Annotated in this window: 11 protein-coding genes; 6 read left to right on the top strand and 5 right to left on the bottom strand. The window is 59.9% G+C overall.

Features of this window, described 5'->3' with window-relative positions; translation table 11 throughout:
• Positions 1–8 precede the first annotated feature (8 nt).
• The gene (locus E4662_RS07435; RefSeq protein WP_136440902.1) at positions 9–1,076 is read left to right on the top strand and encodes a heme-dependent oxidative N-demethylase family protein; all 1,068 of its coding nucleotides are present in this window, start codon (positions 9–11) and stop codon (positions 1,074–1,076) included.
• Positions 1,077–1,130: 54 nt separating this feature from the next.
• Here the strand turns inward: E4662_RS07435 and E4662_RS07430 are convergent, their stop codons facing one another.
• Positions 1,131–1,757: a helix-turn-helix domain-containing protein gene (locus tag E4662_RS07430; protein WP_136440901.1), complete on the bottom strand. Its 627-nt coding sequence runs from the start codon at positions 1,755–1,757 to the stop codon at positions 1,131–1,133.
• A gap of 168 nt (positions 1,758–1,925) precedes the next feature.
• On the opposite strand from E4662_RS07430, the gene E4662_RS07425 reads away from it, so the two are divergent.
• Positions 1,926–2,924 carry a GlxA family transcriptional regulator gene (locus E4662_RS07425; protein WP_136440900.1) on the top strand — a complete coding sequence of 333 codons (999 nt, stop codon included), beginning with the start codon at positions 1,926–1,928 and terminating at the stop codon, positions 2,922–2,924.
• Positions 2,925–2,953: 29 nt separating this feature from the next.
• Here the strand turns inward: E4662_RS07425 and E4662_RS07420 are convergent, their stop codons facing one another.
• The 4 genes from E4662_RS07420 to E4662_RS07405 are packed head-to-tail and all read right to left on the bottom strand — an operon-like array spanning position 2,954 to position 8,011.
• Positions 2,954–3,514 carry a sarcosine oxidase subunit gamma gene (locus tag E4662_RS07420; protein WP_136440899.1) on the bottom strand — a complete coding sequence of 187 codons (561 nt, stop codon included), beginning with the start codon at positions 3,512–3,514 and terminating at the stop codon, positions 2,954–2,956.
• Entirely contained in the window at positions 3,507–6,461 is a 2,955-nt protein-coding gene (locus E4662_RS07415) for a sarcosine oxidase subunit alpha family protein (protein WP_136440898.1), read from the bottom strand. Before E4662_RS07415 ends, E4662_RS07420 begins: the two co-directional genes overlap by 8 nt.
• Positions 6,458–6,745, bottom strand: coding sequence for a sarcosine oxidase subunit delta (locus E4662_RS07410; protein ID WP_136440897.1), 288 nt, complete (start codon positions 6,743–6,745; stop codon positions 6,458–6,460). The genes E4662_RS07415 and E4662_RS07410 overlap by 4 nt, the downstream gene beginning before the upstream one ends.
• A 15-nt stretch (positions 6,746–6,760) precedes the next feature.
• Entirely contained in the window at positions 6,761–8,011 is a 1,251-nt protein-coding gene (locus E4662_RS07405; protein ID WP_136440896.1) for a sarcosine oxidase subunit beta family protein, read from the bottom strand.
• Between the two features lie 648 nt (positions 8,012–8,659).
• Here E4662_RS07405 and dctP point away from each other — a divergent pair.
• The 4 genes from dctP to E4662_RS07385 are packed head-to-tail and all read left to right on the top strand — an operon-like array spanning position 8,660 to position 12,818.
• The gene (dctP, locus tag E4662_RS07400; RefSeq protein WP_168797920.1) at positions 8,660–9,649 is read left to right on the top strand and encodes a TRAP transporter substrate-binding protein DctP; all 990 of its coding nucleotides are present in this window, start codon (positions 8,660–8,662) and stop codon (positions 9,647–9,649) included.
• A gap of 58 nt (positions 9,650–9,707) precedes the next feature.
• A complete protein-coding gene (locus E4662_RS07395) occupies positions 9,708–10,271 on the top strand; it encodes a TRAP transporter small permease (protein WP_136440894.1) in 564 nt (187 codons plus the stop codon).
• The gene (locus E4662_RS07390; RefSeq protein ID WP_136440893.1) at positions 10,268–11,557 is read left to right on the top strand and encodes a TRAP transporter large permease; all 1,290 of its coding nucleotides are present in this window, start codon (positions 10,268–10,270) and stop codon (positions 11,555–11,557) included. The genes E4662_RS07395 and E4662_RS07390 overlap by 4 nt, the downstream gene beginning before the upstream one ends.
• A 7-nt stretch (positions 11,558–11,564) precedes the next feature.
• Positions 11,565–12,818, top strand: a complete 1,254-nt coding sequence (locus E4662_RS07385; RefSeq protein WP_136440892.1) for a sarcosine oxidase subunit beta family protein — start codon at positions 11,565–11,567, stop codon at positions 12,816–12,818.
• The last annotated feature ends 6 nt before the right edge of the window (positions 12,819–12,824 follow it).

Here is a 12,824-nt window from a genome sequence, read left to right as displayed (position 1 = left end):
AACGGATAATGACTATTCAATTCAACGACGAAACGTTCCGCGATGATTATACCTTCCGCAATTCGGATTGGGCGGTAAAGCGTTTCCCGTTTCCATTTCACGAAGACAGCTACATGTATTCGGTCAACATGGAGCAACACCGGGGCGGGCCGGAAGGGTCGGTTTACGAAAAACGGTTTGACGTGGATGAGCACTACGTCTCGGAAATGAAAGACCGTGCCATTGTGCTGGCCGATGACCCGCTGCGCTGCCAATCTTTGCCGCATATGACCCTGGCGGGCTGGGATCTTCTGGAATTGATCATGGTGTCAAAGTCTGAAGACTACCCTGATCTGTTCGAACTGCACCGCGACGGCAACACATGGCGCTGGATCAACAAGCCTCTGGGCATTGATGATACCTTCACCTTCCTGGACGAAACGACGCTGCCCTTTGGCCCGATGGAGTATATCACCCGTCAGTCCCAAGGTGATTTTGCGGTTCTGGATCAACGCGATGACATGCTGTGGATGGACGCAGGCATGGTCACCACCCAGGCCGACTGGTCGCTGGATTTTGACATCGGCATGAACTTCTTCGAATGGCACGCGCCGGTTCCCAAGGCCCATGAAATGGGGATTTTCAAACGGGCGCTGAAGTTCCTTCTGAACATTCAGCAGGGCGCTCCGGCGCGCCGTCTGAACTGGACCATGACAGTCAACCCGCTGCTGGATACCAGCCCCGAGAACTATCACAAATGGGGCATCCAGAAGACCGGGCTTACGGCGGAAAACATCGGTCAGAAACAGTTTCTGCGGGTGGAATTGCAGACGTTCTACCGTCTGCCGCGGTCCAACGCTCTGGCCTTTCCGATCCGGTGCTACCTGATCGCCTTTGAGGACATCGTCAGCGTTCCCAAATGGGGGCGGCGCCTGCACCGTGTCATTCGGGACCTGCCGGAGGAGCTGGCAACCTATAAGGGCTTCATCGACAACCGCCCGAAAATGCTGGATTATCTCAGCCAGTATGATGATGGCCTGCCAACGTCGCCCGGCGTTTGGCCAGATCTGGACACAGAGCCAGCCCTGAGCAAGTAACGGCAAATCACCAAGACAAAGCCCCGCAAACTGCGGGGCTTTTCGCGTCAGGGATCAGGCTTTCTGCGGATAGCTGATGATCGAGAGATATTTCGCCGGCAGCACGCGGAGCGTTTCCGGCCCGTGCGGCGCGTCCGCATCAAAGAACAGGGTGTCGCCCGGTTGCAGTTTGTAGATGTCAGATCCGTGCCGGTAATCAACTTCGCCTTCGAGCATATAGATGGTCTCAATCCCGCCATGCTGGAAGGTCTGAAACGTATCCGACTCCGATGTCAGCTGAATGAGATACGGCTCGACGATCACGCCGCTGTTGTTTGCGCCGATATGCCCCAGCAGATTGTATTGATGCCCCGATCGGGTGCCTTCGCGATCAACATCCACGCCGGACCCGGCCTTGGTATGAACCGCCTCGCGGTTTTCCTCATATTCGCGGAAAAACGACGTCAGCGGCACGGACAGCGCATTTGCCAGAGCCTGCAACGTGCTCAATGACGGCGAGGTGTTGCCGTTCTCGATCTTGGACAGCATACCAATCGACAGATCCGTCAACTGGGAGAGTTCAGCGACGGTGATGTTCTGCTGCTTGCGATAGGCGCGCACCACCCGTCCGATTGCCACTTCAAGGACTTTTTCGCGCGCGTCGCGGACGCCATGTGGATCTTGCGTTAGTTTTGTGACCATCTCTGTTTTCGTCAGAACCAATGTTCAATCCTTTTCTAACTTGATCAACTATTGCGCGTCACTATCCCAATTAAGCATCTTTTTTCATAAGAATGCAAAAAGTTTCCTGACAGGAGATAGACTCGGCGAGACGGTCGAGCAATAAACGCAGAAACGGAGTTGCTCCAGATGATCGACAGCGTAACTCAGGTAAATTTTCTGATCTTCCCGGGCTTTCCCATGGCCTGTCTGACATCCTTGATCGAACCCTTGCGCGCCGCCAATGAGATATGTGGACGCACGGCCTTTGCCTGGGATCTCGTGTCGGAAACCGACGAGCGGGTATCCTCCAGCGCCGAGGTGAAGTTCGATCCGACCCGGCAACTGGCAGAACTGGGGGCGTCGGATTTTCTGATCCTGTTGTCTCCCCCGACGGCTGAATTTGTTTCCGAGAAATCCGCGCCAAAACTCCGCTTCCTGTCACGACACGGGACGCGCCTTGGTGCGGTGAGCGGCGGGGTGTTCCCGCTCGTGCGCAGCGGGTTGGTCGGAAACGACGTCATCTCGGTGCATTGGTGTTATGACACCGCCTTTCGCAGCCAGTTTCCCAAGGCGAAAGCCTCGGATCAACTGGTCGAAATCGGACCCAATCTGGTGACGGCCTCCGGGGCTGCCGCGGCTTTTGATCTGGCGTTGCACATCATTGACCGCGATCTCGGCGATCAGATTGCGACCGAAGTGGCGTGTTGGTTCCAGCATCCGATGATGCGTCGGACCGGCGTGCCGCAGGCCGTCCCCTTGCAGTCCGAAGATCAATCCGGGACAACCTTGCCGCCACTGGTGGCGCAGGCGGTCCAGCTGTTTACCAACGATCTGTCCAACCCCATGCCGATCTCGGAGATTGCCGAAGCGTTGGGCGTGTCTCCGCGCCATGTGGAACGCAGCTTCAAGAAGGCGACCGGCTCAAACCCGACATCCTATTTTCGCGATATTCGCATGAAGGCGGCGCGTCAGATCGTGCTCTATTCCAACGACAGGATCAGCGAGATTGCAGCGGTTGTCGGGTATAACAGCCTCAAGTCTTTCAATCTGCATTACCAGAACGCCTTTGGCATGACCCCGGCCAAGGACCGTCAGCGGATCAACCTGTACCGGGTCAAGGGCAACGTGCCTGTGCCGTCTGTTTAGGGCCTGACCCGAAGGTCAGGACCTTGCGATCAGCGGACCGCTCTCACGGCGGTTTCCAGGGCATGGAACAAGGAACCCGCCGATGAACGCGGGCCGATTACCGAGACCAGATCGGTTTCCCTGCGCAGCACAAAGCACCCCAGATGATCAATGGATGTGCGCGTAGCATCGCCTTTCTGACCTTTGCGCAGGTCAACAGGACAGAGGATCTCAAACACGGCGACAAGATCGCCACCTTCAAGATCAAACCGGCACCACCCATCGGTCTGTTCCGTCACGCTTGCGCGCGATGCGGCCTTTTCAGACAGCTCCGCCGCCAGATCCTCGTGGGTCTCAATCGGCGCCTCCACCATCCATTGGTCAGGCCCGGTCCAGAAGGCGGACTTGGCCGAACCCGACAGGCGCCCCGCATCGGGGGCCGGGGCCTCAATGAAACCCGACACCAGCGCTTTGGCCTCATCTTCCTGGCCCAACCGCGCCGCCACGGAGGCAAGCGCGCGGTCGGTGACTTCGCTCAAAACGATACCGTTGATCTCCTGAACGCGCGGCGCGCCTCCGCCAAGCGGGGTTATTTCGACGAAATCATGCACGGAGACGCTCTCCTTCGGGGTCTACGAAATGGGCGCTGACAACTTCAACATCGTGGTCAAGGCCGGTGAGGGGGCTGACCAGACGCACAACTTCGCCCAACCGGGTGTCGCCGGACTTCAGATAGCCGATGCCGATGTGACAGCCGAGGTTCGGGGAATAGCAGGCCGAGGTGATATAGCCCTGATCGTGGGCCGCATTCACCGGATCGCCCTTGGTCATCAGATGCGCGCCGGCGGGCACCGGGTGTTCGGTGTCGACCGGTTTGAACCCGACAAGCTTCAGGGCATCTTCGGTGTTCAGCCCGTCGCGCTCCGACAAGGTGGATCCGATGCTGTCCTTCTTCTTGGACACCATGCGGCCCATGCCAAGGTTCAGCGCCGTCGTTGTTCCGTTCAGCTCATTGCCCGCCGCATGGCCTTTTTCGATGCGCATCACGCCGAGCGCCTCGGTTCCGTAGACCACCGCATCAAACTCTTTGCCTGCCTCCACCAGTTTACGGATCATGGCGTCGCCATAGCGGGTCGGCACGGCGATTTCATAAGCCAGCTCCCCGGAAAAGGAGATCCGGAACAGCCGCGCCCGCAGCCCGTTCGCCACGGTGATCTGGCCACAGGCCATGTAGGGGAAAGCCTCGTTGCTGATGTCGTGCTCGGCGTCCACCACCTTTTGCAGCAGTTTGCGCGCATTTGGCCCGGCCACCGAAAACTGCGCCCAGGCTTCCGTGGTGGAAATCAGCTGAACATCCATGTTCGGGAACAGACATTGCCGCACAAATTCCATGTGGCGATAGACCGGCACAGCATTTGCCGTTGTGGTTGTCACGACGAAATGATCTTCGGCAAAACGGGCCGCCGTCCCGTCATCCATCGCTATCCCGTCTTCGCGCAGCATCAGGCCGTAGCGGACCTTGCCGACAGGCAATTTCGCAAAGCCGTTGGCGTAGATCTTGTTCAGGAAGGCCGCGGCATCCGCGCCCTGAACATCAATCTTGCCCAGCGTTGTGACGTCGCAAATGCCAACGGAGTTCCGGGTTTGCAGCACCTCGCGGTCCACGGACTGTCGCCAGTGGGTCTCTCCCGGACGCGGGAAGTATTGCGCCCGCAGCCACATGCCCACCTCGACAAACTGCGCGCCTTGCTCTTCGGCCCAGACATGGCTCGGGGTTTTGCGCGTCGGGCGGAAATCCTCGTCACGGGACCGGCCCGCCAAAGCGCCGATTGCCGTGGGCGTATAAGGCGGGCGGAAGATCGTGGTGCCAACCTGCGGGATCTGCTTGCCGCTCAGCTCCGCCATGATGGCGAGGCCGGGGATGTTGCTGGTCTTGCCCTGATCCGTCGCCATGCCAAGGGTGGTGTAGCGTTTCAGATGCTCGACCGAGACGAAGTTCTCCTGATGGGCGAGCTTCACATCCTTGGCGGTCACGTCGTTCTGCTGGTCCAGCCACGCCCGCTTTGCGCCTTGGACATGCCAGAAGGGGGTGATGTTGACCGGCGCGTCTTCGGTGCTGGGCAGGTCAATGGCCGGGGTAGGGGCTCCAAGATCGGCACAGATGTCTGTCGCCGCCTCTGCGCCCGACATCATGCAGGCGGCGGTCGGGAAAATGCCCTGCGCCGCCCCGGCAACGGACATGCCCTGCGGCAGAACCGCGCCGGGCACGAACCCCGCAATGTCTTCGCGCCACTCCGGCTTGCCCCTTTGGTGACAGGTGAGATGGACGTTCGGGTTCCAGCCACCCGAGACGCCCAGAGCGCCACAGGCAATCCGCCGGGTCTGGCCATTGGCCATTTTGACGTCAACAGAGCGCAGGCCCAAACGGCCCTGCGTGCCTGTGATCTCGGCCCCCGCCAGAACCTCATAGCTGCCGGTCTTTGGCGCGTTTTCGCGGGTGTCGATCACCGCCGCCACGGTGACGCCCTTGGCCGCCAGATCAGCCGCCGTGCGGTGGCCGTCATCATTGTTGGTAAAGACAGCGATCTCCTGTGCCGGCGTCGCGGCCCAGCGGTTGGCATAAGCCCGCATCGCACTGGCCAGCATGATCCCCGGCCGATCGTTGTTTTCAAAGCCGATGGGCCGTTCCATCGCCCCCGCACACAAAAGCGCGCGCTTTGTATAGATCCGCCACAGGATTTGACGCGGCTTGCCCGCTTCGGGGCGGGCGAGGTGGTCGGAAACCCGTTCAACCGCTCCGTAGATGCCATGGTCAAACGCCCCGAGGATGGATGTGCGCGCCATCACCCGCACGTTCGGCAGGCTCGCCAGTTCCGCAACCGTGTTCGCCGCCCAATGCGCGCCGCTCTGATCACCAACGTCAAACTGTTCCGCGTTCAGACGCCCGCCCAATGCGAAATCCTCGTCCGCAAGGATGACGTCCAGACCCGCGCGCCCGGCGGTCAGCGCGGCGGCAAGGCCGGTTGGGCCTGCGCCGATGATCAGCAGATCGCAGTGGCGGAAGCCTTTGTCATACTGATCGGGATCCGGTTCGAAGCTGATTGACCCAAGCCCCGCCGCCTTGCGGATGATCGGCTCATAGAGCTTTTCCCAGAAGGCGCGCGGCCACATGAAGGTCTTGTAGTAAAACCCGGCGGTCAGAAAGTTCGAGAAGGTGTCGTTGATCGCCAGAGCGTCCCAGGCCAGCGACGGCCAGCGGTTCTGCGAATTCGCTTCCAGACCGTCAAACAGTTCGGCCGTCGTGGCGCGCGTGTTTGGCTCCTGCGCCGCACCGCTGCGCAACTCGACAAGCGCGTTCGGCTCTTCGGAGCCTGCGGTCATGACACCGCGCGGACGGTGGTATTTGAAGGAGCGGCCCATCAGGCGCACCCCGTTCGCCAGAAGCGCGGACGCCAGCGTATCGCCTTTGTGACCCTGATAGGTCTTGCCGTCGAAACGGAAGGAGAGGGGGGCATTGCGGTCAATCAGACCGCCGCTCAGCCGGTTCACTTGTGTCATGTGTCACGTCCTTCCGCCCGGGCGACGTCCCGTGCCAACTCCACCTTCGTTATCTCATGGGTCACGGTGTTGCGGGTCACGACCAGCCAGGACCGATCCCCCTGTTCATGGAACCACAGCTCGCGGTGCACGCCAGCCGGGTTCTTGCGCTGATAGCCATAGTCCGTGAACTGCGCCAAGGCGTCCTCAGCCTGCCAATCAGGGCGATGGATCAGGTTTGCGTCGCCCAGGTAGGTGAATTCTGCGGAGTCCCTCGGACCCAAAATCGGATGATGTATGATCATGGTCTGAGTGCTCCCTCAATGCAGGTTGGGCTGGTTGCCCATGCCTTTTTCGTCAATCATCAAACCGCGCTCGAAACGGTCGAAACGATAGGCGGTTGCGGTCGGGTGGGGGGTGTCTGTTGCCAGCAGGTGCGCGTAAACCAGACCGGAGGCAGGCGTCGCCTTGAAGCCGCCGTAACACCATCCGCCGTTGAAATAGAGCCCCTCGATATGGGTCTGGTCGATGATCGGCGAGCCATCCATGCTCATGTCCATGATGCCGCCCCACATGCGGAGCAATCGGACTCGGCCGAGCATCGGGAAGATCGCCATGCCGCCTTCGCAGACGTCCTCGACCACCGGCAGATTGCCGCGCTGCGCATAGGAGTTGTAGCCGTCCAGATCGCCGCCAAAAACCAGACCACCCTTGTCCGACTGGCTGCAATAGAAGTGGCCCGCGCCGAATGTGATCACGCCGGGCAGAACGGGCTTGAGACCTTCGGATACAAAGGCCTGCAAAACGTGGCTCTCGATCGGCAGGCGCATCCCGGCTTTCTCCATCACCCGTGATGAAGAGCCGGCCACGCAGGACGCCACCTTTTTGGCACCGATGTACCCGCGCGAGGTCTCCACACCGAGAACCTTGCCATGTTCGATCCTGAACCCCGTGACTTCGCAATTCTGGATAATGTCCACGCCATGCTGGTCCGCCCCGCGCGCATAACCCCAGGCCACCGCGTCATGGCGCACCGTGCCGCCGCGGTGCTGGGCGAGACCGCCTTTGATCGGGAAACGTGCGTTGTGCACGTTCAGGAACGGGTATTTCTCCAGAATGCGCTCCGTGCTCATCAGGTCGGCATCCGCCCCATTGAGCATCATGGCATTGCCGCGCCGGATGAAGGCATCGCGTTGGGCGTCTGTATGAAACAGGTTCAAGATCCCGCGCTGGCTGACCATGGCGTTGTAGTTCAGCTCTTGTTCTAGGTTTTCCCAGAGCTGCAGCGACAACTCGTAAAACGGCTCGTTGCCATCAAGCAGGTAGTTCGAGCGAATGATCGTCGTGTTCCGCCCGACATTCCCGCCGCCGATCCAGCCTTTTTCCAACACCGCGATCCGGCTCTTTCCGTACTTTTTCGCCAGATAGTACGCCGTCGCCAGACCGTGCCCACCGCCCCCGATGATCACATAGTCATAGTCGGGTTTCGGATCGGCATCGCGCCAGGCTGGCCCCCAGCCTCTGTGCCCTGTCAGGGCCTCTTTGATTACGCGCAGTCCAGAATAACGCATCACGCCTTGTCCATGATTGGGAACACTTGGATGTACTCTACGAATCGTCCGGGCAAAGTCGCGATCCTTTCGGACCAAAATGGGCACAGTTCGGACTCGCATGAAAATGCGTGCAGGGTTGCTTGTGGGCGGGCAGGGCAGGTGGACGGCCTACGCAGGTGGGCTGATCCGGGGCAAAGCCGCACGCCCGGCGCGTCAGTCACAGATGCCGGGCGCCACCAAGCAGATTGAAGCTGCATCAAGACAATTTCGGACTCGGGGCCAAACTCCGGGCGGCCTTGGGCCCTGTCATCCGGCCCCCGCATGGCCCCAGGAGCGGCCTTCATCGACTCGCTTTCGGCTTCGGAAAACCCGAACTCAGGCCGTGCCAAAGGGTGCGAAGGTCATGGCGCGCGTTACCACTGCTCATGTTTTGAACACCGGCGGATCGCAGTGGGAAAGCTGAAAAGCCACGCATTTGCAGTGGCTTGCGGGGCATTTTCTCCGTCCCATCCTGGTCAGGATGCCCATCAAAATACCGCCGCTTCACGGTTTCGAAAACAAATCCTTGCCACAGCAAAGTTTATGTCCCTATGCTTGAACGTAGGGTAGCCTATGTTCAAGTTCGCTTCCCCAAAAGATACCCAAACCGACCGACAGGAGGTCCCTATGTCATTCACTTCACGCCTCACCACGGTGTCAGTCGCGGCAGTTCTGCTGGCGACAGCGGCATCGGCGGACACCCGTCTGCGTATTGCCGGAACCGTGCCAGCCGAGCATTTCGGGAATGCCGTGCTCGAACAAATGGCGAAGGATATCGAAGACGCGGGCGTCGGGCTTGACGTCAAGTATTTCCCTGCTGGCCAGCTGGGATCGGGCGAGGAACTGCTGGAAAGCGCCATCCGCGGCGAAGTGCAGATGGTTCACGCGACGGTCTATGCGCAAAAGGACCCTCGTTTGGAAATCAACAGCCTGCCTTTCATGGTGACAACCAAGGAAGAGCTGGATGCGGTCTACGGAGACCCGGGCTCGGAGTACAACAAGATCCTCGAAGAGATCCTGACCTCTTTTGGCATCAAGCCGCTTGGCACAATTGGCGAAGGGCTGATCGGGATGATCGCAACCGAGCGCCCGGCAGATCCCACGAAGATTGCCAGCCAGGGCATGAACGTCCGCGCCTGGTCCTCGCAGATCGCCAAGCAGACGATGGAAGAGCTTGGCTATAACGTCACGACGCTCAACTGGGCGGAGGTCTTTCCGGCGGTGCAGGCCGGAACCATTGACGGCGCCATCTGCTGTACGCCGGAATGGGCCTATACCACCTTTGCCGCCAGCGGCGTCGGCAACACCTATGTGCCCTATAACGCCTTCATCGAAAGCACGATGATCTATGCCAACAAGCGCTTCTACGACGGTCTGACCGACGAGCAGCGCGCCGTGGTCGAGAAAGAGTCCTCCGAAGCGGCAGCCGAAATCAGCCGGCTCGCATGGGAGCGCAGCCAGGGCTTTCTCGATCAGCTGAAAGAGGCGGACTGGGAGATCGTCGAATTCTCGCAGGAAGAACGGGACGCCATCAAGGCGCATATCGAAGCGACGGTCTGGCCGAATGTCGCGGACGTGGTGGGCCAGGATATTCTGGATCGCCTGACCGCCAACTGAAGCCTCTTGAGGCGGGGCGCGCGCTGCGTCCCGCTTCATCAATTCCGGAGCGGTCCACATGATAGAACTTGCCGATCAGTTGCCCCCAAGGATCGGGCTGACAGTCAAACGCCTTTTGAAGATCAAGTCGTTTTTCCTGATCCTGTCCACCTTCATCCTCGCCCTCACATTCTTCCTGGTCGTCGTGTTTCGGTACGTGCTCGAAAGCGATCTGTTCGCCTACGAAGAGTGGCTTTTGCCAATGTGCTTTTGGCTGTTTTTCCTGGGCAGCGCCGTCGGAACCTATGACGACACCCAGATCAGGGCGGATATTCTTGAGGAGTGGTTCACCAACCCGCGAACCATCTGGCTCCGGCGGGTGATCATCACGTCGATCGAGCTGATCGTGTCCGTTTTCCTCGTTTATTGGGCCGTGTTGATGCTTCGGGACGAGATCGCCTCGTATCCACAATGGCAGACCACCATTGCCCTGCGGATCCCGTTCTTCGTCCCGCGCCTCGGGATATGTGTCGGCCTTGTCTTCATGGCGCTCTACAGCGCGTTGCACCTCTACGTGCTTTTGAAACTCGGCCCCGCCTCCGTCACGCAAAACACCGACTCTGCCAAGGAGACAGCAGAATGATTATCGCCCTGTCTGTTGTCCTGATCTGTGTTCTGCTCTTCGCCGGTATTTCCGTCCCGCTGGCCTTTGGCGGGGTGCTGATCTTTCTTGCCTATACCGGTGGCCATGACGTGTCCGGCTTCCTGCCCACGGGGCACTGGAAACTCAATACGGTGGTGATCCTCGTCATCCCGCTGTTCATTCTGGCCGGTGACATCATGAAGAACGGCCGGATTGCCGCGCCCATTGTCGATCTGGCAGAGATGCTGCTCGGTCGGATCCGAGGCGGTCTTTCCGGCGCGTCGGTGGTGGCCAGCGCCATGTTCGGGGCGATTTCGGGAAGCGGTGCGGCCACGCTGACCTGCATCGGCTCGGTGATGATGCCGCACCTTCGCAAAGCCAAGTACCCGGACGGGTTTTCCGCCGCCCTTCTGGTTGCGGCCAGCCCGCTTGGCCTGCTGATACCGCCAAGTTCGGCACAGTTGATCTATGCCTGGCTGACCCAGCAATCGGTGCTGAAGTGTTTTCTTGCGACGGTTCTGCCGGGTCTCATCGTGGCGTCGCTGCTTGTCCTCATCAACCTGATCATGATGCGCAAGCAAACGGACATCATCCTGCCCGAAAACCAGGAACAATTCGTCAAGGCGTTCAGCAAAAAGACGATGCTCGCCTTTCCGGCACTGATGATGCCCATCATCATTCTCGGCGGCATCTACGGCGGTATCATGACCCCGACAGAGGCGGCAGGCGTTGCGGTGATCTATGCGATCCCGATTGGGTTCTTTGTCTACAAGGGTCTGACCTGGAAGATCTTTCTGGAGACCTTGAAGGAATCTTCCGTCACCATCGGCGTGGTCATGGTGATGATTTTCATGGTCCTGATCGTCAGCCGGTTCCTCATCTTCGAAGACATCCCCGCGCTGGCCGAAGAGCTGATCTTTTCCATCTCCGACAACCCGATTGTTGTTCTGCTGATGATCAACCTCACGATGATCCTCATCGGGATGATCATGGATGATTTCAGCGGCCTGATCCTCAGCGCCACACTGCTTTTGCCGATTGCCAAGAGCGTCGGAGTGGACCCGATCCATTTCGCCGCCATCCTTGGTGTGAACCTCGGCATGGGCAACATCACACCGCCCACCGCGCCGCTTTTGTTCCTGGGCGCGCGCGTGACGGGTGCGCCCGTGCAGCGGATGCTCGGGCCGACGATGATCTTCATCATATTCGCATGGTTGCCGACCCTTGCCCTGACGACCTTTGTGCCCGGGGTTGCGCTTTGGCTGCCAGACCTTCTGCTTGGATGATCCAACAATGACACGCCACTTCTCCACATTTTCCGTTATCCGCGAGGGGCTCAAAGGCCATACCGGCTGGGCACCGCTCTGGCGCAGCCCAGCCCCCAAGGACGCCTACGACATCATCATTGTCGGGGGCGGCGGGCATGGGCTTGCAACCGCCTATTACCTGGCCAAAAACCACGGTTTGAAAAACATCGCCGTCATCGAAAAAGGCTGGCTGGGCGGTGGCAACACCGGGCGGAATACAACCGTCATCCGCTCCAACTATTTCTATCCCGAAAGCACGGCGCTCTATGACCTTTCGGTGCGGCTCTACGAGGGGCTGTCAAAGGACATCAACTACAACGTGATGTTCTCACAGCGCGGCATGATGGTGCTCGCGCATTCGGACGCGGAAATGGAAATGGCCGCGCGCACGGTCAACGCGATGCAACTGGGTGGTGCCGATGCGGAGTTGCTGGACGCCAGAGCGGTGCAGAAAAAAGCGCCCGTTCTGAATTTCCGGGACGATGCGCGTTATCCGATCCACGGCGCGATTTTCCAGGGGCGGGGCGGCACCGGGCGGCATGACGCCGTGGCCTGGGGCTATGCCCGCGCGGCGGATCGTCTGGGTGTCGACATCATCCAGAACTGCGAGGTTTCGGGTTTTCTGATCGAGGGCGGCGTCTGCAAAGGCGTCGAGACCAGCCAGGGCCTGATCAAGGCCGGCCGCGTGGGCGTCGCCACCGCAGGCCATTCGTCGGATCTGGCCGCGATGGGCGGATACAAGCTGCCGCTTCATTCCTATGCCTTGCAGGCCTTCGTGACCGAAGCCATCAAACCTTTCATGGACACGGTGGCCTTTTCCCCGATGACCGGAAGCTACTTCAGCCAGTCCGACAAAGGCGGTCTGGTGATCGGCGGCGGGCTGGATCGCATTCCATCCTACGGGCAACGGGGCAATGTCCCGGTGCAGGAAACGGTCCTGTCCGGGATCATCGACATGGCTCCGGCGCTGGCCAAGGTCAAACTGCTGCGACACTGGGCCGGGATCGTGGATGTGAGCCCTGACAGCTCGCCGTTGATCGGCCCCTCCGGCACCGATGGCATCTTTATCAACTGCGGGTGGGGCACCGGCGGCTTCAAGGCCATCCCGGCCGGTGGATACCTGTTTGCTCACCTGCTGGCCACGGGCACCCACCATGACATCAGCCGCCCCTTTGACCCGGACCGTTTCCAAACAGGACACCTGATCGATGAGGCCTCCGGGTCTGGCATCGCGCACTAAGGAACA

This window comes from Pacificoceanicola onchidii, from assembly GCF_004804335.1.
GTDB classification, from domain to species: domain Bacteria; phylum Pseudomonadota; class Alphaproteobacteria; order Rhodobacterales; family Rhodobacteraceae; genus Pacificoceanicola; species Pacificoceanicola onchidii.
Note: the sequence above shows the minus strand (reverse complement) of the source record. Positions and strands in the feature narration are given on the sequence as shown.